This window comes from Nocardia sp. NPDC050435, assembly GCF_040655395.1.
GTDB lineage: Bacteria > Actinomycetota > Actinomycetes > Mycobacteriales > Mycobacteriaceae > Nocardia.
This window is the reverse complement of the sequence record NZ_JBFAJW010000003.1, coordinates 619,944-641,261: the sequence shown is the minus strand read 5'-3', so window position 1 is coordinate 641,261 and position 21,318 is coordinate 619,944. Positions and strand designations below refer to the sequence as shown.

General features: G+C 70.7%; 19 protein-coding genes and 1 other RNA gene. 10 read left to right on the top strand and 10 right to left on the bottom strand.

Annotation, left to right across the window (positions count from 1 at the left end):
• The first annotated feature begins 49 nt into the window (after nt 1-49).
• The 4 genes from AB0I43_RS11495 to AB0I43_RS11480 all read left to right on the top strand — a co-directional run bounded on the left by AB0I43_RS11495 (nt 50) and on the right by AB0I43_RS11480 (nt 3,249).
• Nucleotides 50-1,438: a M20/M25/M40 family metallo-hydrolase gene (locus tag AB0I43_RS11495; RefSeq protein WP_356970641.1), complete on the top strand. Its 1,389-nt coding sequence runs from the start codon at nt 50-52 to the stop codon at nt 1,436-1,438.
• A 103-nt stretch (nt 1,439-1,541) separates the two neighbouring features.
• Nucleotides 1,542-2,381 carry a lysophospholipase gene (locus AB0I43_RS11490; RefSeq protein WP_356970642.1) on the top strand — a complete coding sequence of 280 codons (840 nt, stop codon included), beginning with the start codon at nt 1,542-1,544 and terminating at the stop codon, nt 2,379-2,381.
• A gap of 9 nt (nt 2,382-2,390) precedes the next feature.
• Nucleotides 2,391-2,840 carry a 6,7-dimethyl-8-ribityllumazine synthase gene (locus tag AB0I43_RS11485; protein ID WP_357431812.1) on the top strand — a complete coding sequence of 150 codons (450 nt, stop codon included), beginning with the start codon at nt 2,391-2,393 and terminating at the stop codon, nt 2,838-2,840.
• Nucleotides 2,833-3,249 carry a hypothetical protein gene (locus AB0I43_RS11480; RefSeq protein WP_357431810.1) on the top strand — a complete coding sequence of 139 codons (417 nt, stop codon included), beginning with the start codon at nt 2,833-2,835 and terminating at the stop codon, nt 3,247-3,249. Before AB0I43_RS11485 ends, AB0I43_RS11480 begins: the two co-directional genes overlap by 8 nt.
• On the opposite strand, the gene AB0I43_RS11475 is transcribed toward AB0I43_RS11480, so the two are convergent.
• The 7 genes from AB0I43_RS11475 to AB0I43_RS11445 all read right to left on the bottom strand — a co-directional run bounded on the left by AB0I43_RS11475 (nt 3,242) and on the right by AB0I43_RS11445 (nt 13,646).
• Entirely contained in the window at nt 3,242-4,678 is a 1,437-nt protein-coding gene (locus AB0I43_RS11475; protein WP_357431808.1) for a metallopeptidase, read from the bottom strand. The two genes, AB0I43_RS11480 and AB0I43_RS11475, sit on opposite strands and share 8 nt — an antisense overlap.
• Before the next feature lie 92 nt (nt 4,679-4,770).
• The gene (locus tag AB0I43_RS11470; RefSeq protein ID WP_356970649.1) at nt 4,771-5,724 is read right to left on the bottom strand and encodes an endonuclease/exonuclease/phosphatase family protein; all 954 of its coding nucleotides are present in this window, start codon (nt 5,722-5,724) and stop codon (nt 4,771-4,773) included.
• A gap of 66 nt (nt 5,725-5,790) precedes the next feature.
• Nucleotides 5,791-6,393, bottom strand: coding sequence for an aminodeoxychorismate synthase (locus AB0I43_RS11465; protein WP_356970650.1), 603 nt, complete (start codon nt 6,391-6,393; stop codon nt 5,791-5,793).
• 57 nt (nt 6,394-6,450) lie between these two features.
• Nucleotides 6,451-9,465: a bifunctional [glutamine synthetase] adenylyltransferase/[glutamine synthetase]-adenylyl-L-tyrosine phosphorylase gene (locus tag AB0I43_RS11460; RefSeq protein ID WP_356970651.1), complete on the bottom strand. Its 3,015-nt coding sequence runs from the start codon at nt 9,463-9,465 to the stop codon at nt 6,451-6,453.
• An 86-nt stretch (nt 9,466-9,551) separates the two neighbouring features.
• Nucleotides 9,552-10,892, bottom strand: coding sequence for a glutamine synthetase family protein (locus tag AB0I43_RS11455; RefSeq protein WP_356970653.1), 1,341 nt, complete (start codon nt 10,890-10,892; stop codon nt 9,552-9,554).
• Between the two features lie 126 nt (nt 10,893-11,018).
• Nucleotides 11,019-11,903 (bottom strand): PHB depolymerase family esterase, encoded by an 885-nt coding sequence (locus AB0I43_RS11450; protein WP_356970654.1) that lies wholly within the window; start codon nt 11,901-11,903, stop codon nt 11,019-11,021.
• A 201-nt stretch (nt 11,904-12,104) separates the two neighbouring features.
• Nucleotides 12,105-13,646, bottom strand: coding sequence for an alpha/beta hydrolase (locus AB0I43_RS11445; RefSeq protein WP_356970656.1), 1,542 nt, complete (start codon nt 13,644-13,646; stop codon nt 12,105-12,107).
• 183 nt (nt 13,647-13,829) lie between these two features.
• Here AB0I43_RS11445 and panB point away from each other — a divergent pair, with 183 nt between their 5' ends.
• From panB to AB0I43_RS11425, 4 genes are all read left to right on the top strand, one after another.
• A complete protein-coding gene (panB, locus tag AB0I43_RS11440; protein WP_356970658.1) occupies nt 13,830-14,684 on the top strand; it encodes a 3-methyl-2-oxobutanoate hydroxymethyltransferase in 855 nt (284 codons plus the stop codon).
• A 127-nt stretch (nt 14,685-14,811) separates the two neighbouring features.
• Entirely contained in the window at nt 14,812-15,252 is a 441-nt protein-coding gene (locus AB0I43_RS11435) for a hypothetical protein (protein ID WP_356970659.1), read from the top strand.
• On the top strand, nt 15,252-16,220 hold the full coding sequence (gene pip, locus AB0I43_RS11430) for a prolyl aminopeptidase (protein WP_356970661.1): 969 nt from the start codon (nt 15,252-15,254) through the stop codon (nt 16,218-16,220). Before AB0I43_RS11435 ends, pip begins: the two co-directional genes overlap by 1 nt.
• Before the next feature lie 4 nt (nt 16,221-16,224).
• The gene (locus AB0I43_RS11425; RefSeq protein ID WP_356970663.1) at nt 16,225-17,202 is read left to right on the top strand and encodes a CHAD domain-containing protein; all 978 of its coding nucleotides are present in this window, start codon (nt 16,225-16,227) and stop codon (nt 17,200-17,202) included.
• Between the two features lie 78 nt (nt 17,203-17,280).
• Here the strand turns inward: AB0I43_RS11425 and AB0I43_RS11420 are convergent, their stop codons facing one another.
• Both AB0I43_RS11420 and AB0I43_RS11415 read right to left on the bottom strand, forming a co-directional pair.
• A complete protein-coding gene (locus AB0I43_RS11420; protein ID WP_356970665.1) occupies nt 17,281-18,753 on the bottom strand; it encodes an RNB domain-containing ribonuclease in 1,473 nt (490 codons plus the stop codon).
• Between the two features lie 20 nt (nt 18,754-18,773).
• Nucleotides 18,774-19,106 (bottom strand): hypothetical protein, encoded by a 333-nt coding sequence (locus AB0I43_RS11415; protein ID WP_357431806.1) that lies wholly within the window; start codon nt 19,104-19,106, stop codon nt 18,774-18,776.
• Nucleotides 19,107-19,531: 425 nt separating this feature from the next.
• Between AB0I43_RS11415 and AB0I43_RS11410 the strand changes: the two genes are divergently transcribed.
• Nucleotides 19,532-19,918: a hypothetical protein gene (locus AB0I43_RS11410; RefSeq protein WP_356970669.1), complete on the top strand. Its 387-nt coding sequence runs from the start codon at nt 19,532-19,534 to the stop codon at nt 19,916-19,918.
• A 20-nt stretch (nt 19,919-19,938) separates the two neighbouring features.
• Here AB0I43_RS11410 and rnpB read toward each other — a convergent pair.
• An RNA gene (rnpB, locus tag AB0I43_RS11405) (RNase P RNA component class A) lies at nt 19,939-20,342 on the bottom strand.
• 86 nt (nt 20,343-20,428) lie between these two features.
• Here rnpB and AB0I43_RS11400 point away from each other — a divergent pair.
• The gene (locus AB0I43_RS11400; protein ID WP_356970670.1) at nt 20,429-21,316 is read left to right on the top strand and encodes an alpha/beta fold hydrolase; all 888 of its coding nucleotides are present in this window, start codon (nt 20,429-20,431) and stop codon (nt 21,314-21,316) included.
• Nucleotides 21,317-21,318: the final 2 nt, after the last annotated feature.

Genomic DNA, 21,318 nt, shown 5'->3' with positions numbered 1-21,318 from the left:
TGCTGAAGAATGCAGTGATGTTCGTGACGCGACTCGGAATGGAAAAACGGTGACCGGCGCGACCGGGAGCGCCCCGGAGCCGGTCGACGACACGGTGGCCGAGCGGCTGGCCGTGGCGCTGCGGTGCGTGACCATCTCGGGTGAACCCGGCGCGGAGGACGGTGATCCGGCCGAGCCGAACGACGCCGAATTCGAGAAACTCGCCGCGCATCTGGAGCACTCGTTCCCGCGCGTGCACGCCGAGCTGGAGCTGGAGACCTTCGGGCGCAGCCGGCTCTACCGCTGGGCGGGCTCCGATGACGGGGTCGCCGCCATCCTGCTGGCGCACCAGGACGTGGTGCCGGTCGACGACGCGGAACGCTGGACCCATCCCCCGTTCGCGGGCGTGGTCGACGACGAATTCGTCTGGGGCCGCGGGGCGATCGACGACAAGAGCCGGGTGCTGGCGATCCTGGAGGCGGTCGAGGCGGCCCTGCACGCGGGGGTCCGGCCGCGGCGCACCATCTATCTGGCGTTCGGGCACGACGAAGAGGTGTTCGGCGACCGCGGCGCGGTGCTGATGGCGCGCCGGCTGCGCGAGCGGAATGTGCGCGCGGATCTGCTGCTCGACGAGGGCGGGGTGATCACCCTGGGCGTCGCCGACGGGGTCGACGTGCCGGTGGCCACGGTCATGGTGGGTGAGAAGGGGTACGCCACGGTCCGGCTCTCGGTCAGCGAGGTGGGCGGGCACTCCTCGATGCCGGGCCGTCAGACGGCGGTCGGGCGGCTGGCCCGGGCGGTGGCCCGGGTGCAGGACAATCCGATGCCGACGCGGCTGATCCCGGTGATCACCGACATGCTCGGCCGGTTGCGGCACGCCATGGCCGAGCCGCGCCGCAGCCTGCTCGGGCTCGCGGGCAAAGGCGTTGTGGCGCCGCTGATCACGCGGATCATGGCGGCCACGCCGACCACCGAGGCGCTGGTGCGCACCACCACCGCGCCCACCGTCATCCGGGGCGGGGTGAAGGCCAACGTGCTGCCGCAGCGGGCCGAGGCGCTGGTGAACTTCCGGATCCTGCCCGGCGACTCGGTGGACAAGGTGCTGGCGCACTGCCGGAAGGTGGTGCGCGACAGCGACGTGCGGATCGAGGTGATCGGCGCCTCGTCCGAGCCGACGCCCGATCCCCGGGTCGGGCCGGCCTTCGATCTGATCGCCCGGCTCGCGCGGGCGGTCGTCCCCGGCATCACGGTGACCACCGGCCTGGTGCCCGGCGCCACCGACGCCCGGCACTACAACGATCTCGCCGCCACCCGCTGCAATTTCGCCCCGATCGTGCTGCGGCAGACCGACATCGCCTCGATCCACGGCACCGACGAGCGCCTGTCCCGGCTGAACTACGCCCGGCTGATCGAATTCAACCGCCTGCTGCTGACCGAGCTCGCCGAGCGGGCCGGCTGAGGCGCACCGGTCGGTTCGCCACCGGAAACCCGCACCGAGCGGCTAGTTTGATGGACACGGGTGCAGCGCGGCACCCCACCAGGACACTCTGTGAGGAGCGCACGTGACCCGCACCGAAGAAGGCAGTTTCGAGGGCGTCGGCAGCCGGATCGCCTGGCGCGCCTGGCTTCCCGATGGGCAGGCGCGCGCGGCGATCGTGCTGGTGCACGGTGTCGCCGAGCATTCGGGCCGCTACGCCCACGTCGGCACGCGCCTGGCCGACGCCGGTTTCGCGGTGTACGCGCTCGACCACGTGGGGCACGGGAAGTCCGAGGGCGGCAAGGCGAACATCGGCTCGATGTCCGGCTCGGCCGACAATGTCGAGGGCATGCTCGACCTCGCCGGCCGGGAACAGCCCGGCGTGCCGAAGTTCCTGCTCGGGCACTCGATGGGCAGCCTGATCGTGCTGTTCCTGGCCACCCGCGCGCCGCTGCGAGTGGACGGGATCGTCGTCTCCGCGCCGCCGCTGGACATCCCGGTCGGCAACCCGCTGCAGAAGCTGCTGGCCCCGGCGCTGAGCCGGTTGACGCCGAATCTCGGTGTGCTCGGCCTGGATTCGTCGATGATCAGCCGGGATCCGGCGGTCGTCGCGGCCTACGACGCCGACCCGCTGGTGTACCGGGGCAAGCTGCCGGCCCGCACCGCCACCGAGATCCTGCTGGCCAGCGAGCTCGTCAAGGGCCGCCTGGACAAGCTGACCGTGCCGACGCTGGTGCTGCACGGCACCGCCGACGCCCTGGCCGCGCCGTCGAGTTCGGACCTGATCGAGCGCGGCGCCGGGTCGAAGGATCTCACCGTGCTCCGCTACGACGGCCTCTACCACGAGGTTTTCAACGAACCCGAGCAGGACAAGGTGCTCACCGATGTGGTCGAGTGGCTGGAAGCGCACCTTACCCAGCAGTAGACTCCGGTCATGAGCAACCAGGTCGCCTTCATTCGCGCCACGTGGCACAGCAACATCGTCGGCAAGGCCCTCACCGGCTTCACCGCCGAGTACACCGATCTGGGTTTCGACCCGGCCACCATCGATGTGTTCGAGGTGCCTGGCGCGTTCGAGATCCCGCTGCACGCCAAGCGGCTCGCGCAGTCCGGCCGCTACACCGCGATCGTCGCCGCCGCGCTGGTCGTGGACGGCGGCATCTACCGGCACGATTTCGTCGCCTCGGCGGTGATCGACGGCCTGATGCGGGTGCAGCTCGACACCGACGTGCCGGTGTTCTCGGTGGTGCTCACCCCGCACCACTTCCACGAGCACAGCGAGCACGTCGGCTATTTCACCGAGCACTTCGTGACCAAGGGCGCCGAGGCGGCCCGGGCCCTGGCCACCACGCTGAACTCGCTGCGCAGCCTGCCCGTTGACTGACCCGGAGCCCGGATGGCGCCGGCTCGCGGTGCTGGCCGGGCTGGCGGTGGCCGCTGCCGCGTCGTGGGCGGCGTGGCTTGGCTGGGACAGCGAGTACTACTACGTCGACGGCGTCGAGCAGGGCCCCTACCGGCCGGTCCAGGTGATCGGCTGCGGCGCCTGCGTCGTACTGCTCAGCGTCGCCGCGTTCTGGTATCTGCGCCGTCCGACGGCGATCCCGGCGGTGGCGGCCGCCGCCGTGCTGGGGTTCGCCGTCCCGTGGTCGGTGCGGGCCTCCGCCGACAGCACCGGCCTGTGGGCGGTCGGGCTGCTGTTCCTGCTCGTCGGCGGCGGGCTGGGCCTGGTAGTGGTGCTGACCGCGGTGCACCTGGTGCGGACCGCTGTGCGCGCGGCCCGCGAGCTCACTTGAACTTGGTCAGACACGCCTGCTCGCCGTCCAGCACCCCGTGCCGGAAGGCCTCCAGGCGCTGGTAGCCGCTCTCGACGATCTTGCCGTCCACGTCGGCGGCGGCGAGGCCGTCGGCCAGCAGGCCCGAGACCGCCTCGTCCAGATCCTTGGCCGACAGGCGCGGATTGCTGTCCGGCGCACTGAGTTTCGTGGTGAACGCCCCGCTCAGGCAGGCGGTGCGCAGGCCCGCGGTGGCCGCCCCGGTCAGCGTCAGGTTGCGATCCTGCTGCACCGCGAGCATGTAGCGGGAGATGAACACGATGAAGGCGTTGTAGTCGCCGGCGACCTCGGCCGACAGCACGTCCTCCGGACCCGCCTTCGCGCCCCGCTCGGCCAGCGCCGCGACGTTCGTGCCGATCCGGTTCGCGCCGGGGCAGTACGAAACCGGTTCCGTGGTGGTGGTTTTCGGGCAGTCGCGCACCACGCCCTGATAGTCGAACGCGGGCCGCCGCGCCACCGGGAAGGCCTTCATCAACGCCTGCGCGACGCTGTCCAGCGATTCCCGGTCCACCGGAAGTTGCTGCTGCTCTTCGTCTTCGAACTCGAAGGTGGTCGGCAGCGTGCCCCGGCGCTTGTTCAGCTCTGACCGGGTGATCTGTTTGCAGGCGGCCGCGCCGTCGGTGTAGCCGAGCTGCACCGCCGTCACCCGTTCGAAGGCCGAGCCGTGCACGTTCTTCGTATTGCCCGGGTCGGCGTCGCGAACCGCGATGGTGGCGCCGAGCACCCCGTCGAGCCCGTCGGTCAGATTCATGGTGAAGTGCGGGGCGTCGCCCTCGGCCACGTGGCGCAGGAACACCCCGGCCAGGCAGTCGGCCTGCTGCTCCTGCACCAGCGCGCCGGTGAAGAAGCCCGCGATCTTCGCCTGGCCCTGGATGGCGTGCCCGTACTCGTGGGCGAGCACCATGACGACGGCCAGCGTGTTGTACTTCTTTTCCAACAGCGGGATCAGCACCCCGCGATCCCAGCCGATGGTGTGGTCGAGACCGCAGTAGGCCGCGTTCACCAGCTGGTAGGTCGTGTCCTTGCAGAAGGTGGGCGCGGCTTCCCGCGGCGCACGGGCATCCCAGGACACGAAGGTGCCGACCGGGTCGAAGACACCGGGGAAGGTCTTGGCGTACTCGACTTTCCAGAACGCCTCGATATCGGCGAGGGCGTTGAGGACGAGCTTGTCGACCGGGCCGCCGTCACCGTTGCGGGCGGTCAGGGGCGCATCCGGAACGCCCTGGCGCGGGCCGCTGGGACCTTGCGCCTGCGCGGCGCCCGCCAGCACCCACGGATCGGCCGGATTCGTCACCGCTTGGCCGGCCGAATCCTCGACTGCTATTTGTGCGCATCCGGTCAGCGCCAGCACCAGGGCCGCCGCGAGCACACCGAAACGGGATCGTCGCATCTGAAGTTCCTCCCCGGTGCACCACCGCAGAGCCGGTCCCGGGCCAGCCGCCGAGCGCTTTCATAATAGTCGGCGGAACTTCAACGCGCGTATCAGTTTTCGGCCGGATCCAGCCGCAGCCGCGCCACCAGGGCGCGGTGGTCCGAGCCCGGAATGGTCAGCGAGCGCAACTCCTCGGCGGTGCCGCCCGCGACCAGGATGTGGTCGATGCCCAGCACCGGGCCCCAGCGTTTGCTGTCCGGCCAGGTCGGCATCGGGCCCGCGCCGACCAGATCGGCGGCGGAATCGAAGCGGCCCCGCACCAGATCGCGGAAGGCCGCGTGATCGCGGGTGGCGTTGAAATCCGCGCCGACGATCGCGGGGCCCGTCTGGGCGTCCAGGATTTCCCGGATGCGGGGCAGCTCGCGGCTCCACGCGGCGAAGTCCAGGTTCGGCGGGATCGGGTGCAGCGCGAACACCGCGATGTCACCGCGTTCGGGATGCGCCATCGTCGCGCCGAGATTGTTGATCAGGAAGCCGTCGAGGCGCTCGGTGTCGCGCAGCGGATAGCGGCTGTAGATGCCGGTGCCGCCGCCGCCGGAGCCGGGAAGCAGGAACTGGTGCGGCAATTCGGCATCGATGCCCGCCGACCGGAACCGCTCGACCGCCTCCGGCGTGAGCTCGTCGACGGTCAGCAGGTCGACCCGCTCGTCCCGGACGGCCCGCAGCACCGCGCCGACATCCGCGCCGCCGAACAAGATGTTCGACTGCATCACCGTGACTCTCGGCCCGGTCGCGGCGTGACCGTCGGCCACGAAGATCGGCAGCTGGGTCCACAGTGCCGCCGCCACGACGACACCGGCCACACCCGCGCTGCGCCACCCCCGCGCGATCAGCACCAGGATCAGGCCGACGACCGCCCCGGTCATCAGATAGGACGCCCCCGAGGCCCCCAGCACGAACCACTCCCACCGCCACGTCCCCAGATGCAATACCACCCCGGCGAATCCCGCGAGAACAGCAAGCCACCCCGACCCGAGCAGCGCCCGGTCCAACCATCTACGCATGCCCAGACCCTATGCGGCCGAGATGGACGACTCGCGCTCCCCCGGTGCGGATTCCGTGGAGATCGCTCAGGCGGCGGCCGGACCGGGCACCACGGAGTATCCCGAAGGCTGTTGCAGGACAAGAAGATCCGCATGCGGAAGGGACGGATCCGCGGCGAAATGCGCGCGCTCGGAAATGGTCCACTCGTCCCAGAAATCCGTCAGCTCGGCGCCGTCGCGCCGGCGTCCGCGCGCCCAGGACTCCTCGGCCTCCCCCGCCATCCACAGCAGCTGCGCCAGATACGGCCGCACCTCCCGCCGCCCGGCCCCGACGCCCTCGATCAGCACCACGGGCTCGGCCAGCAACGCCCGCTCACCGGTGAACCGGCCGCGCTCCCAGTCATAGGCCCGGTAGAAGGCGGTGTGCTTGCGCTGGAACGGCGTCAGCACCTGCCGGCGCAACGCCTCCGGCCAGTCGAAGAAGGCGCTGTGGGTGGCCAGATCATCCAGATGCAGCACGGGCGCGCCGTCCAGCGCCGTGGCCAGCCGGTCGGCGAACGTGCTCTTGCCCGACCCCGCGTGCCCGTCCACCCCGACCAACCGCACCGGCCCGCAGGACGGCGGCAGCCCCCGCAGCCGTCGCGCGAGCTCGGTCAGATCGAGGTTTCCGGTGGGTAGGAGGGGGTCCATACCGGTCACTCTAGAGGCGGGCGACGGCGGCGCCGGACCGCGACGCGGCCGGGCCGGTCAGTCGCCGCCGAAGACGCGCTCCACCACCGCTTTCGCCCGTCGCGTGATGCGCATGTAGTTGTCCAGGAACTCGCTGCCGTCGTCGTTGGGCCAGCCCGCCACCCGGGCGACCGCGGACAGCAGCCGGCCCGGGCCGGGCAGCTGGTCGGTGGGTTTGCCGCGGACCAGCACCAGCGCGTTGCGGGCCTTGGTGGCGGTGAGCCAGGCGTCGCGCAGCAGCGCGACGTCGGTGGGTTCGAGCAGCTTGGCCTCCTCGATGACATCGAGGGATTCCAGCGTCGAGGTGTTGTGCAGGCCGGGGATCTCGTGCGCGTGCCGCAGTTGCAGCAGCTGCACAGTCCATTCGATATCGGCGAGACCGCCGCGGCCGAGCTTGGTGTGGGTGGCCGGATTGGCGCCGCGAGGCAACCGCTCGGAGTCGACACGGGCCTTGATCCGGCGGATCTCGCGCACCGCCTCCGGCGAGACACCGCCGACCGGATAGCGGATCTTGTCGATGGTGCGCAGGAAGCGCACGCCGAGCGCCGCGTCACCGGCGACCTGATGCGCGCGCAGCAGCGCCTGCATCTCCCAGGGCTGGGCCCACTGCTCGTAATAGGCCGCGTAGGCGGCGAGGGTGCGCACCAGCGCGCCGTTGCGGCCCTCCGGGCGCAGGCCCGCGTCGACGTGCAGCGGCGGGTCGGTGCTGGGCGCGCCGAGTAGCCGCTGCACCTTCTCCGCCACCGAGATCGACCACTTCACCGCTCTGGTCTCGTCCTCGCCCGGCTTCGGATCGCAGACGAACAGGACGTCGGCGTCGGAGCCGTAGCCGAGTTCCATGCCGCCCAGGCGGCCCATGCCGATCACCGCGAGTTCGGCGGGCGCGGGCTCGCCCCGTTCGGCCTCGCTGGCCCGGATGACCGCGAGCAGCGCCGCCTCCAGCGTCGCCACCCAGACCGCCGACAGCGCCCGGCACACCTGCTGCACGTCCAGCATGCCGAGCAGATCGGCCGAGGCGACGCGCGCCAGCTCGTGCCTGCGCAGCGAACGCGCCGCCGCGACAGCGCGTTTCGGCTCGTCGTAGCGGGCGGCGGCGGTGAGGATGCCGCGGGCGACGTCCTCGGGCTGCTGGCTCAGCAGCAGCGGACCGCTCGGCCCGTCGGCGTACATGCGGATCGTGTCGGGCGCGTTGATCAGCAGATCGGGCAGGTATTCCGAGGAACCGAGCACGATCATCAGGCGCTGGGCGATCGCGCCCTCGTCGCGCAGTTCGCGCAGGAACCAGATCTGATCGTCGAGGCCCTCGGAGACCCGGCGGTAGGCCAGCAGTCCGGCGTCGGGATTCGGTGTCTCGCCGAGCCATTCGAGCAGGGTCGGCAGCAGCAGCGCCTGGATCCGGCCCTTGCGCGACACCCCGCCGGTGAGCGCCTTGAGATGACCGAGCGCGTGCTCCGGCGCGGCATAGCCGAGGGCGGCGAGCTGGCGGATCGCGGCGTCCGGGCTCAGCCGCAGGGCATCGGAATCCATCCGCGCCACCGCGTCCAGCAGCGGCCGGTAGAACAGCTTGGCGTGCAGGCGCCGCACGCGCACCGCGTTGCGGCGGATCTCGGCGCCGAGCACGCCGACCGCGTCCTGTCTGCCGTCGGGCCGGATGTGCGCGGCGCGGGCCAGCCACCGCATGCCCTCCTCGTCGTCGGCGGCGGGCAGGGTGTGCGTGCGTCTGAGCCGCTGCAGCTGCAGCCGATGCTCGAGCAGGCGCAGGAATTCGTAGGAGGCGGTGAGATTCGCGGCGTCGTCGCGGCCGACGTAGCCGCCCGCCGCCAGCGCCGTCAGCGCCTCGACCGTGCCCTGCACGTGCAGGTTGTCGTCGACCCGGCCGTGCACCAATTGCAGCAGCTGCACGGCGAATTCGACGTCGCGCAGGCTGCCGTGGCCGAGCTTGAGTTCGCGCTCGCGCAGATCGGCGGGCACCAGATCCTCGACCCGGCGGCGCATCGCCTGCACGTCGGCGACGAAATCCGCACGCTCGGAAGCGGTCCAGACCATCGGCATCAGCGCGTCGCGGTAGTCTCGGCCCAGGTCGAGATCGCCGGTCATCGGACGGTTCTTCAGCAGCGCCTGGAACTCCCAGGTCCGCGCCCAGCGCTTGTAGTAGGCGACGTGCGATTCCAGCGTGCGGACCAGCGCGCCCGCCTTGCCCTCCGGGCGCAGCGCCGCGTCGACCTCGAAGAAGGCCTGGCTGCCGACGCTCATCATCTCCGCGGCCAGCCTGGTCGCGGTGGCGTCGGCGGGTTCGGCGACGAACACCACGTCCACGTCGGAGACGTAGTTGAGTTCGCAGGCGCCGCTCTTGCCCATGGCGATCACCGCCAGGCGCACCGGGCACGGGCCGTCCTTGCAGACTCGGGCCACCGCCACGGCCAGGGCCGCGGTGAGCGCGGCGTCGGCCAGCGCCGTGAGATGCTTGCCGACCACCTGATACGGCAGCACCGGCTCGTTCTCCACGGTGGCCGCGAGGTCCAGGGCCGCGAGCAGCATGAGCTGGTCGCGGTAGCGGCGGCGCAGCAGGGCGACCGTCTCGGGCCCGGAGATCCCCGCCCGGTACAGCATCGGCCCGGCGTGCGGGCCTTCCTCGGGCACCGCCTCGACCACCTCGAGCAGATCCGCGATCAGCTCGTCGCGGTCCGGCAGGTTCTTGCGCCGCAACAGCTTCCACGCGGCGGGCTCGGCGACCAGATGATCGGCGAACGCGCTCGACGAGCCGATCAGCGCGAAGAGCCTGCCCCGCAACGCGGTATCGGCGCGCAGCGCCGCGTCCAGCTCGGCCCACTCCGCGCCCAGCGCCTCGCGCAACCGGATCAGCGTGCTCAGCGCCAGATCGGCGTCGGGCGCGCGCGAGAGCGCCCACAGCACCGGAATGCTGTCGACGTTGTCCCAGGCCAGTTCGCGCAACGACGCGGCGGCGTTCGGCTCGAGCAACCCGAGCCGACCGACACCTGGGACCGCTGAGCGCTGCGTGGGAGGCCGAACCATAGCTCCCAACTTAGTTGTCCGGGCATGGGTTTCCCGCGCAGGGCGCGGAAAGACACGCAAACGGTACTTTCCGGACAGACCGGGGCTTACAGACCCATGTACTCCTTCAGCTCCCACGGCGTGACCTGGCTGCGGTAGTCCGCCCACTCGCGGCGCTTGTTGCGCAGGAAGAAGTCGAACACGTGCTCGCCCAGCGTCTCGGCGACCAGCTCGGAGCGCTCCATCGCCTGCAGCGCCTCGTCCAGGGTGCCGGGCAGTTCCCGGAAGCCCATCGCGCGGCGCTCCGCCGAGGTCAGCGACCAGACGTCGTCCTCGGCCTCCGGCGGCAGCGTGTAGCCCTTCTCGATGCCGCGCAGACCGGCCGCGAGCAGCACCGCGAAGGTCAGGTACGGGTTGCAGGCCGAATCGGGGCTGCGGATCTCGACGCGGCGCGAGGAGGCCTTGTTCGGGGTGTACATCGGCACGCGCACCAGCGCCGACCGGTTGGACCGGCCCCACGAGGCGGCGGTCGGGGCCTCGCCACCGTGGATCAGGCGCTTGTAGGAGTTCACCCACTGGTTGGTGACCGCCGAGATCTCGGGCGCGTGCTCCAGGATGCCCGCGATGAACGCGCGCGCCGTGCCGGAGAGGTTATCCGGATCGTCGGGGTCGGCGAAGGCGTTGGCCTCGCCCTCGAACAGGCTCATGTGGGTGTGCATGGCCGAGCCCGGGTACTCCGCGAACGGCTTGGGCATGAAGGTGGCCCGCACGCCCTCGTCGATCGCCACCTCTTTGATCAGGTAGCGGAAGGTCATCACGTTGTCGGCCATGGACAGCGCGTCGGCGTAGCGCAGGTCGATCTCCTGCTGGCCCGGGGCGCCCTCGTGGTGGCTGAACTCCACCGAGATGCCCATGGACTCGAGCGCGTCGATGGCGTGCCGGCGGAAGTTCGGCGCGGAATCGTGCACGGCCTGGTCGAAGAAGCCGCCGCTGTCGGCCGGGGTCGGCTTGGAGCCGTCCTGCGGGCCGTTCTTCAGCAGGAAGAACTCGATCTCGGGGTGCACGTAGCAGCTGAACCCGACATCGGCGGCCTTGTTCAGCTGGCGGCGCAGCACGTGGCGCGGGTCGGCCCAGGACGGCGAGCCGTCGGGCATGGTGATGTCGCAGAACATGCGCGCGGAATGCTGGTGACCCTTGGAGGTCGACCAGGGCAGCACCTGGAAGGTGGAGGGATCGGGCCGGGCGACCATGTCGGCCTCCGACACGCGGGCGAAGCCCTCGATGGCCGAGCCGTCGAATCCGATGCCCTCCTCGAACGCGCCCTCCAGCTCGGCCGGAGCGATCGCGACGGACTTCAGATAACCCAAGACGTCGGTGAACCAGAGCCGCACGAAGCGGATGTCCCGCTCTTCGAGCGTCCGCAGCACGAATTCCTTCTGGCGATCCATGGTGGCGAGCGTAGGCACCTGGCGTTAAATCCGTGTTACGCGCGCGGTGAAGATTGAAAACGGTGCAGCTCGGGCCGACGCGGCGGGATCCACCGCCACGGCTGTGACGGTGGATCCGCGTGGTGGCTACGGCCGCGGGTAGGCGTCGAACAACTGCCACATGCGATTCATCATCTCGGTGCGCCGCGCACCGGTCGGCCACTGATGGCTGCCGCCGTTGTACACCCGCCACAGGGTCTGGGTGCCGGCGTCACAGGACCAGCGGTTGGAATCCTTGACGTCGGTGCCGCCGTCGTTCTGCTCGTTGCCGCAGGGACGGTTCTCCCAGTTCCAGTACATGAGGTGGCCGTAGGCGACCGGCTCGGGGACCGTCGTGTCATTGGCCGAGGCGAAGACGCCCCAGGAGATGGCCCGGGCCGGGTTGCACCCGGTGGGCGGCGGCGCGGGGGCGTACACCGCACCGGAGGCGAAGAAGCTCGCCTGGACGCAGCCCGCCCGCGAGGCCATCTGGCCGCCGTTGGAGTGACCGGCGAGGTGGATGCGCTTGGGGTTCACGCAGTACTTCGCGCGGACGTTGGCCACCACCTTCATGATGTGGTCGACGTCGGCCTGATCGGCGTTCCAGCCCCAGCCCGGTGAGCCGTCGGACTGGGTCTCCCCGTCCTTGCTGCCGCGCGGATAGACCACGATGGCCTTCTTCGCGTCGACGAAGCCGTTCCAGCCGGACTCCGAGGCGTGGCGCTCGGGGCTGGCGTGCCCGCCGTGGATGGCGACCAGCAGGGGTGCGCCGCTCGCGGAGATGCCGGAGGGGACGTGGATGCGGTAGTACCGGCCGTCGAGGTTGACCTTCGCGTCGGCGACCGGAGTCGTCGAGCACGCCGCGGCCATGCCCTCCGGGTCTTCGAAGGACTCCTCGTCGGCGGCCGCGGGCCCGGCGGTGATCGCGAGGGCGAGCGCCGCGCCGGCGGCGGCCAGCAGGGCGGAACATCGGGTGATTAGCGAGGACGCCACAGAAACTCCTTGTGTGCGAACGACATTGCGTGAAAAACGCTAGTCAGACAGCCCTGTTCGCAGAAGATCCTTCGGCAATCGCTAGGTGAGTCAACAATCTTCCACCCGGAAGCATCAGCCGTTTGCACCCCGCGCTTGTGACTTGGTACCGCACTTCACAGGCACTCTGGCATGCCACAGCATAATCAGGTATGCGCTAGTTCAGCTCGGCTGCCCGCAGGTGAGGGCGGCGGCCGGTTCGGCGAGGTCCACGAGATAGGCGACGACGGCGCTGTCCAGGCATTCGTCGCCCGCCACCAGGGCCGCGGTGTGCCGGGTGCCCTGAAAGGTGATCAGCGCGGCGCCGAGCTGCTGGGACAGGTCCACACCGGCCTGGTAGGGCGTCGCCGGATCCTCGGTCGTCGACACCACGACCACCTTCGGCAGGCCCGGCGCCGAGATCCGGTGCGGCTCGGAACTGTTGGGCACCGGCCAGAACGCGCACAGCTCCAGGGCCGCGGCGCCGGTGCCCTTGCCATCGTCCAGGAACGGCGCGGCGCGGCGGTACTCGGCGTCCTGGCGGGACGCGACGGCCGGGTCGGTGATGCGCGGATCGTCGACGCAGCGAATGGCGTTGAACGCGTCCTGGGTGTTGACGTAGCTGCCGTCCTCGACGCGGCCGTCGTACATGTCGGCCAGTTGCAGCAGCGTGTCACCGCGGCCCTGCGGCAATTCGGCCAGGCCGGTGAACAGCACCCGCCACAGCGAATCGGAGTAGAGCGCCTGCTGCACGCCGGTGACGGCGTCGCCGTAGGACAGACCGCGCGGGTCGGTGGTGGCGGCGGGCTTGTCCCGCAACGGGTCCAGCAGGGCGCGGAAGCGGCCCACCGCCTGCGCGGGCTCGGCCCCGAGCGGGCAATCCGGCTGCGCGGCGCAGTCGGCGGCGAACGCGTCGAAGGCCTTCTGGAAGCCGGCGGCCTGGCGCAGCGATTCCACGACCGGATCCTGCGAGGAATCGATCGCGCCGTCGAGCACCAGCGCCCGCACCCGGTCGGGGTACTTCTCGGCATAGGCCGAGCCCAGTTTGGTGCCGTAGGAGTAGCCGACGTAGCTGAGCTTCGCGTCCCCGAGCACGGCCCGGATGACGTCCATGTCCTGCACCACCTCGCGGGTGCCGACGTGGGCGAGGAACTCGGTCCCGGTCCGCTCGACGCACTTGCCGATGTACTCCCGGTTGTCGGCCTCCTGCGCCGCGATGCCCGCGGGGCTGTTGTCCAGCGGGGCCTCGGCGCGCTCGGCGTCGGCCTCCTTCGGATTCAGGCAGGCGATCGCGGGCGTGGAGGAACCGACGCCGCGCGGATCGAACCCCACCCGGTCGAACCGTTCGGCCAGCGGCGTGGCGCCGGCCAGGTTCACGATCGAGAGCCCCGAGACCCCGGGCCCGCCCGGGTTCAGCAGCAGCGAGCCGATCTTGTCCCCGCCGGCCGGAATCCGGGACAGCGCCAGCTGCGCGGTCGCGCCGTCCGGCCGCGCGTAGTCGACCGGCACGGTGATCTTCGCGCATTTCGCGGCCGGGGGCATACGTTCGGCGGTGACGTCGGCGCAGGGGCCCCAGGACACCTCCTGGGCATAGAACCTGTCCAGTGCGGCCGGGGTGGGCGGCATCGGCTCGGTGGGCCGGGCGGGCTCGGCCTCGCGCGCCGAGCAACCGCCCGCGACCAACGCCAGCACCGCTACACCCAGCACGCCCCGTCGCAAGCCCATGCGCACGATCCTGCCAGTACCACCGGCCCGGACCGGCACCGGGCGAACAGCCGCCGGGCGGTGTGACCGATCGCACCCGGGCGGGCCCCTATTGGCCGGACGACGCCGGTGGCAGACTGGAAGTGTCAGAAGACCCGGGGACCCGCTATGGGCCTCGAGGCGACACCCAACGAAGGGACGACGATGTCCGTATCCGATTCGGAAACCCCTGCCTACGGCGCGGCGCCGGTCGAGCCGGTCAAGCGGCGCAAGACCCGCGTCACGCACCTGCAGCAGATGAAGGCCGACGGCGAGAAGTGGGCCATGCTCACCGCCTACGACTACTCCTCGGCGCGCCTGTTCGAGGAGGCCGGGATTCCGGTGCTGCTGGTGGGCGATTCCGCCGCGAACGTGGTCTACGGCTACGACACCACCGTGCCGATCACCGTCGACGAGCTGATCCCGCTGGTGCGCGGCGTGGTCCGGGGCGCGCCCAACGCCCTGGTGGTCGCGGATCTGCCGTTCGGCACCTACGAGTCCTCGCCGGAGCAGGCCTTGGCCACCGCGACCCGGTTCATGAAGGAGGGCCAGGCGCACGCGGTCAAGCTGGAGGGCGGCGAGCGGGTGGCCGAGCAGATCGCGCTGATCACCGCGGCCGGCATCCCGGTGATGGCGCATGTCGGCTTCACCCCGCAGAGCGTCAACACGCTGGGCGGTTTCCGGGTGCAGGGCCGCGGCGACGCCGCCGAGCAACTGATCCACGACGCCATGGCCGTGCAGGAGGCGGGCGCGTTCGCGGTGGTGATGGAGATGGTTCCGGCCGAGCTCGCCGGTCAGGTCACCCGCAAGCTGACCATTCCGACCGTCGGCATCGGCGCCGGCCCGGATTGCGACGCGCAGGTGCTGGTCTGGCAGGACATGGCCGGTTACACCAGCGGCAAGACGGCCAAGTTCGTCAAGCGGTTCGCCAGCATCGGCCTGGATCTGCGCACCGCCGCCGCCAACTACGCCGACGAGGTCCGCCGCGGCACCTTCCCGGGGCCCGAGCACAGCTTCTGAGCACAGCGGTGCACGGGGCGCGACCGGTCCGCGGTCGCGCCCCGTTTCGCGCGGCCCGATCGGCGGCGCGCCCGAACAGTGGCAGACTCGAGGGCGATACACGCCGATACGAGTGACGAGGTTACGAATGCCGCAGAGCCGTTGGATTTCCCGCAGCACCCTGCTGGCGGCGGGGCTGTGCGCCGCCGCCGCGCTGACCGCGTGCGCCGCCCCGGGCGACCCGCAACCGGCGGGGACGAACGCGCCCAGCACCTCCTCGGCCCAGGGCTCCAAGACGACGGCCGCCCCGACCACCACGCTGGAGATCTCGGACGCGAGCGCCACCCAGCTGTGCGAGCTGATCAAGCCGGAGCTGTCGAGCTGGCGGGTGCAGGGCCCGACGGTCGGCAAGATCGGGCTGAATGCGCTGGTGCATCAGTGGGGCCTGCAGCAGGGGGGCATCAACGGCCATATCCTGCACGACAAGTCGATCGTCGACACGGTCACCACCAAGACCTGCCCCGATGTGCGCCAGCAGACCATCGAGGCGCTGGAGCTCCCGAATCTCGCGGCGGGGCTGGCCTTCTGATGACGCGCCGCACGCTCTATCCCGCCGTGGAACCCTTCGACACCGGCATGCTCGAGGTCGGCGACGGCCAAGCCCTGTACTGGGAGGTCACCGGCAATCCCGAGGGCAAGCCGGTGGTGTTCCTGCACGGCGGTCCGGGCGGCGGCACCGAGCCGAACTACCGGCGTTTCTTCGATCCGGCCGCCTACCGCATCGTGCTCTTCGATCAGCGCGGATGCGGCCGCAGCACACCGCATATCGCCGACGGGGCGAGCCTGGAGCCCAACACCACGCCGCACCTGATCGCCGACATCGAGGCCCTGCGAACGCATCTGGGCATCGAGACCTGGCAGGTGTTCGGCGGGTCCTGGGGTTCCACCCTCGCGCTGGCCTACGCGCAGCGGCATCCCGAACGCGTCACCGAACTGGTCCTGCGCGGCATCTTCCTGTTGCGGCGCAAGGAGATCGACTGGTACTACAACGGCGGCGCGGGCTACCTCTACCCCGACCTGTGGGAGAAGTTCCTCGCCCCGGTGCCGCTCGCCGAGCGCGACGGCGATCTGGTCGAGGCCTACCACCGGCTGCTGCACGCCGCCGACCCGGCCGTCGCCACCGCCGCGGCCGTCGCCTGGACCACCTGGGAGGGCGCGACGGCGTCGCTGCTGCCGAATCCGGATCGGGTGGCCGATTTCGGCGATCCGCGCTTCGCGCTGGCCTTCGCCCGCATCGAGAACCACTACTTCCGCCACGGCGCTTTCCTCGACGAGGGCCAATTGCTGCGGGATCTCGCTAAGATCACCCATATCCCCGTGGTGATCGTGCAGGGCCGCTACGACGTCGTGTGCCCGGCGGTCAGCGCCTGGGATCTGCACCGGGCCTGGCCCGGGTCGGTGCTGCACATCGTCGACGACGCCGGGCACGCCTCCAACGAGCCCGGCATCGTGGACCGTTTGGTCGAGGCGACGGACGGCTTCGCGAAAGTGAGTTGAGCCCATGGAGGTCAGCGCCGGAACGGCATTCATCGAGGCACTGGGCGGCGACGTCGACCGGCTGCTGGCCGCCGAGCCCGAGGTACAGGCCGACGCGGACGATTCGGTGCACCAGATGCGGGTGGCGACCCGCCGGTTGCGCAGCGTGCTGCGCTCCTATCGCATGCTGCTGCGCCGGGATCGGGCCGAGGAGGTCGGCCGGGAGCTCAAGTGGCTGGCCGGGCTGCTCGGCGTCGCCCGCGACGCCGAGGTGCGCGGCGATCGGTTCGCCGCGCTGCTGGCCGAGCACACCGACGCGGCCACCGAGGTCGCCGAAATCGACACGGTCACCGGGAAACCGGCCGAGGACGGCAACGGCCACCGCGTCGCCGCGCCGCTGGCCCGCCCCTCGGACATCGAGGAGATCACCGCCCGCCTGGTGACGGCCGAGCGCGCCCGCTACGCCGGGGCGCACGCCCAGATCCTCGCCGCGCTGGCCGGCGAGCGCTATCACCGGCTGCGCGACACCCTGGTGGATTGGAAGTCCGCGCCGCCGCTGCGGCCCGCGCGCGCCGCCGTCCCGGCCCCGGAGTTCTTCCGCGTGGTGCTGCAGCGCGATCACGAGCGCATCGAGGCGTTCATCCGCGCCGAACCGAGCACCGCCCCGGACGACCGCATCGAGACGCTGCACGATATCCGCAAGAGCGCCAAGCGCTTACGGTATTCGTGCGAGGCGGCGGGCGAGGTGCTCGGCGCGGCGGCCACCGATCTGGGCAAGGCCGCCAAGCATCTGCAATCGGTGCTCGGCGATCACCGCGACGCGATCGAATCGCGGGCGGTGATCCTGGAGCGGGCGGCCGAAGCCGAAGCGGTGGGCGGGAATTCGGGCCTCTACCACCGGCTGGCCGATATCGAGCAGCAGGCGGCCGACCACGAACTGGAGGGCTACCCCGATGCCGCGCGGGCGCTCACCAGCCACGCACCGCAACCGGCGGGTTCCTGAGCGGCCGACGATCGAGCCGGTCGCGGTCGCGCGCCATCGCGTCCCAGACGTGCGGGCACCGCGCGGAGACACCGGCGCTCAGTTCGCCGTCTGCGCGGTCCCGGACGGCTCGGCCGGATAGGTGAACGCGATCTTGCGGCTGGTCGGATCGGCCGAGATCAACCGCACCCGCACGCGGCCCCCTTCCGGCGGTGCGCCGTTGCACGGGCCCAGGACCGGCGGGTCGGCGACGAAGATCTCGGCGGCTCGGTTGCCGTTGGCCTCCCGGACCACCACCGCCTCGAAGTCGGAGCCGACGCGCTCGGACAGCAGCGTCGCCTCGGTCAGATCGATGCAGGCGCGTTCGACCTTGCCCGCGAGGGCATCCGAGCGGCGCAGGCTGGTGACCACGTCGGCCATCCGCTCGCGCACCCAGGCCGGCACCTCCGCGCCCGCGCAGCGGGCCAGGCAGATCTCGGTGGCGAAGCGGTCGCCGAGCCGGCGCAGCGGCGCGGTGACGTGCGCGTAGGGCGCGCCGATCGCGCTGTGCTCCAACGAGTCCGGGCGGTCGCCGGACTCGCCGTCGAGCACCGTGTAGCCGGCTCCGCGCAGCAGGCCGGTGGCCTCGGACATGAGCACCAGGGCCGCGGGCGTGTTCGGGTCGAGCAGCGCCAGCATCTGCCCCACCGGTTGCCCGGCCGGCCAGTCCACGCCCAGTGCCGCCGCGGTGCGCCGCATGGCGGCGATGGCGGATTCGGCGGGCGGCGGCATGGTGCGCAGCAGCGCGATCACCTCGCCGGACTCGTTCCCGCGCAACATGATCCGGGCCGCGACCATGCCGGTCAGCAGGGAGATCTGCTCGTTCCAGTCGTCGGCCGCGGTGCGCGGTTCCAGCACCAGCTGCCAGTGTCCGTCGGTGCCGCCGGCGTGCACGATGCTCTGGAGGGGCAGGCGCAGCCCGATCGCGCCGCGCGCCAGCCCGGCCTCGATGCGCCGCTGCCCGAATTCCGGGAGGGCCGCGATCGAGGGGTGCAGGCGGCCGGCTTCGGCGTCGGCCTGGACGCCCGCGTAGTCCAGCCGCGCCCGGGAGCGGACCAGGGCCCGCTCGACCGTGTACGCGGCCGGCTCGCCGGCGGCATCGCATTCGATGGTCCACAGCACGGCGGGCCGGGTCTGCTCCGGCAGCAGGCTGGCCGAGCCCTCGGACAGCACCGGCGGATGCAGCGGCACGGTGCCGTCGGGGAGGTAGAAGGTTTGCCCGCGCGATTCCGATTCGCGCGCCAGCGCGCCGTCGGGGTCGATCACCGCGGCGACGTCGGCGATCGCGTAGTGCACGGTGAAGCCGGACGCGGTGCGTTCCAGATGAACCGCTTGATCGAGATCCATGGCGCCCGGCGGGTCGATCGTCACCAGTTCGACATCGGTGCGATCGATCCGAAAGCCCGCGAACGCGTCGGACGCGTCGCGGGCTTCCGCGGTGGCCTCGGCGGGATACGCCGAGGCCAAACCGAATTCGGATCGGATGGCCCCGAAATCGACCGGGGCCGAGACAATCCGCTGGTGCAGTTCCACAGTGTGAGAGCCGCTCGCTACTACTGCAGCGCCAGCATGGTGCCGTTCAGCTCATTGAGCGGACCGAACACGGTGAAGGTCACCCGGCCGTTCGGCACGCTCGCCGACACCTTGGCCGCGGCGTCGAGCGCCTGACCGAAGGACGCCGCCGAGGGATGCGGCAAACCGGCGATCGCCTGACCGATGTGAGACTGGCTGACCCACTGGGTATCCGCGGCGGTCAGGTCGACCTGCAACCCGCCCGGCAGCGGAGTCACCGCGACCGCGCTAGCGGACCCGGCGCCCAGCACGGCGAAAACCGATGCGGCCCCGGCGATAAGCGCGCCGGCGACCAGTGAACGAACTACCCGCATATGTTTTGAGACCTGCTTCCTGCACTCGGAGAAGAATCACACCCGGAGGACCGCCCCGCCAACGGGTATTGCCAACGCCGAACACTCTATGACGTCGATCACTCCGAAGGCCAGTTAGTGACGAAACGCCGTGCCGGACCGGACAAACCACCGGCGGCTGTTAGGGTTCCCCGGCGATGCGGCGCGGCGTAGACCGCGCGGCTCGCAAAGTGTCCGTGTACGTCGACAATTGGGAGTAACTCAGTCATGTCAACGATCCTCTTCGATTACCTGATGCCGGTGCTCGGTCCGGACCAGGCCGCGTACTGGGCGTCGGTCTTCGTGATCAACCCGACCTGACCTCACCTTTTTCGTCCACGCGGTGGTCGCCTCCCGTTTACCGGACGGGAGGCGGCAATCGCGCGGGGCCGCTAGCATCCCGCAACGTGATCAGAACTACCGCCGCCATCGCGGCCAGCACCACCGTTTTCGCCGCTCTGCTGCTCGCGGGCTGCGGCGGCGAGGACAAGGCGGACACGCCCGCTTCCTCGGCCTCCAGCGCCGCCGCGGCCTCCGCCGCCTCGATCGTCGACAGTGCCCGCGCCGGCACCTTCGTGGTCAGCTACAAGTCCGCCTTCCCCAAGCTCGCCGCGGGCCGCAGCGATGCCCAGATCGCCGAGATCCTCACCGAGACCTGCAAAGACGTCAAGGCCGGCAAGGCCGAGGACGCGATCGTCACCAATGTCGTCAAGCTGGCCAAGAACGGCTCGGTGGAAGCCTCCAAGGAAGAGGCCCAGTCCGTCTACCAGATGGCCAAGATCATGTGCGGCTAGTTCGCGGCGCACCCCGGGGGCGGACGAGTTGGCCTGTAAGCCGGATCCTGTCCCCGGCTCGCGCCGGGTGACGACCATCCATCTGGACACACCGTCGCCGGGTGCCTCGAGCGGCCCACCCGCAGGCTCGGGCGAGCAGCCCTCGAACGCCTGCGCAGCCGCACCGCGAGGTGCGACCTTCGACCTTGCTCCGGGCGGGGTTTACCTAGCCGCCCCGGTCACCCGGGGCGCTGGTGCGCTCTTACCGCACCGTTTCACCCTTACCGGGAATTACCCCGGCGGTTTGTTTTCTGTGGCACTGTCCCGCGGGTCACCCCGGGTTGCCGTTAGCAACCGCCCTGCTCTGTGGAGTCCGGACTTTCCTCGGCGCGGGGCGGCGGCACTGTGTGCCCGTTCCCTGCGCCGCGGTCGCCCGGCCAACTCGTCCGCGAGCAAATCGTAGCCGGTCCACCGGCCGCCGCCCCAACCACGCCGCGAAAGCGCGGGCCGCCAACGGTACGGTTATGGCTCATGGAACGTCTCGAGGTCAGTTTCCCGTCGGGTAACGAGCAGTGCGCCGGCTGGCTGTATCCTCCCGCAGGCGTCCCCAAGCCCCGCCCGCTCGTGGTGATGGGTCATGGTCTGGGGGGCACACGGGATATGGGTCTGGACCGCTACGCGCGGCGCTTCGCCGCCGCGGGCATGGCGGTATTGGTATTCGACTACCGGCATTTCGGCGCCAGCGCGGGCGAGCCGCGGCAGGTGATCAACATTTCCAGACAGCGCGAGGACTGGCGCAACGCCATCGCCTACGCGCGCACCCTGCGCGGCATCGACAAGACCCGAATCGCGCTGTGGGGCACCTCTTTCGGTGGCGGCCACGTGCTCTCGGTGGCACCCGAGGACGACTACCTGGCAGCCGTGGTGGCTCAGGCCCCGTTCACCAGCGGGCTGGCCTCGGCCCTGGCCAAAGGCCCGATCAGCCTGATCAAGGTCGCCACCCTTGCCACCACCGATGTGCTGATCGGGCCGATCCGCCGTAAGCCGATCCAGGTGCGGCTGGCCGGGCGGAAGCGGTCGGCGGCACTGATGTCGGCCTCGGACGTGCCGGAGGGACACGGACGACTGGCCGAGGAGAGCCACACCTACCAACCGAAAGTCGCGGCCCGCTTCGCCTTCTCGGCGCTGTTCGATTCGCCCGGGCGGCGCACCAAGGGTTTGAAGATGCCGGTGTTCTACGCCGTCGCCGACGATGATTCGATCGCCCCGGCCAAGCCGACGCTCAAGGCCGCCGAGCGCACCAAACACGCGGTGGTCAAGCGCTATCCGGTCGGCCACTTCGACGTCCACTTCGACGACGTCTTCGAGCAGGCCGTCTACGACCAGACCGAATTCCTGGTCTCGGTGCTGCGGCCCTGAGC

What these genes read in the sequence shown, in the direction of transcription:
- AB0I43_RS11415 (WP_357431806.1), bottom strand. Translation starts at nt 19,106, where the DNA reads ATGCGGGTAGTTCGTTCACTGGTCGCCGGCGCGCTTATCGCCGGGGCC.
- AB0I43_RS11455 (WP_356970653.1), bottom strand. Translation starts at nt 10,892, where the DNA reads ATGGATCGCCAGAAGGAATTCGTGCTGCGGACGCTCGAAGAGCGGGAC.
- AB0I43_RS11460 (WP_356970651.1), bottom strand. Translation starts at nt 9,465, where the DNA reads ATGGTTCGGCCTCCCACGCAGCGCTCAGCGGTCCCAGGTGTCGGTCGG.
- AB0I43_RS11470 (WP_356970649.1), bottom strand. Translation starts at nt 5,724, where the DNA reads ATGCGTAGATGGTTGGACCGGGCGCTGCTCGGGTCGGGGTGGCTTGCT.
- AB0I43_RS11425 (WP_356970663.1), top strand. Translation starts at nt 16,225, where the DNA reads ATGGAGGTCAGCGCCGGAACGGCATTCATCGAGGCACTGGGCGGCGAC.
- AB0I43_RS11475 (WP_357431808.1), bottom strand. Translation starts at nt 4,678, where the DNA reads ATGCGACGATCCCGTTTCGGTGTGCTCGCGGCGGCCCTGGTGCTGGCG.
- pip (WP_356970661.1), top strand. Translation starts at nt 15,252, where the DNA reads ATGACGCGCCGCACGCTCTATCCCGCCGTGGAACCCTTCGACACCGGC.
- AB0I43_RS11445 (WP_356970656.1), bottom strand. Translation starts at nt 13,646, where the DNA reads ATGGGCTTGCGACGGGGCGTGCTGGGTGTAGCGGTGCTGGCGTTGGTC.
- AB0I43_RS11435 (WP_356970659.1), top strand. Translation starts at nt 14,812, where the DNA reads ATGCCGCAGAGCCGTTGGATTTCCCGCAGCACCCTGCTGGCGGCGGGG.
- AB0I43_RS11465 (WP_356970650.1), bottom strand. Translation starts at nt 6,393, where the DNA reads ATGGACCCCCTCCTACCCACCGGAAACCTCGATCTGACCGAGCTCGCG.
- panB (WP_356970658.1), top strand. Translation starts at nt 13,830, where the DNA reads ATGTCCGTATCCGATTCGGAAACCCCTGCCTACGGCGCGGCGCCGGTC.
- AB0I43_RS11400 (WP_356970670.1), top strand. Translation starts at nt 20,429, where the DNA reads ATGGAACGTCTCGAGGTCAGTTTCCCGTCGGGTAACGAGCAGTGCGCC.
- AB0I43_RS11485 (WP_357431812.1), top strand. Translation starts at nt 2,391, where the DNA reads ATGAGCAACCAGGTCGCCTTCATTCGCGCCACGTGGCACAGCAACATC.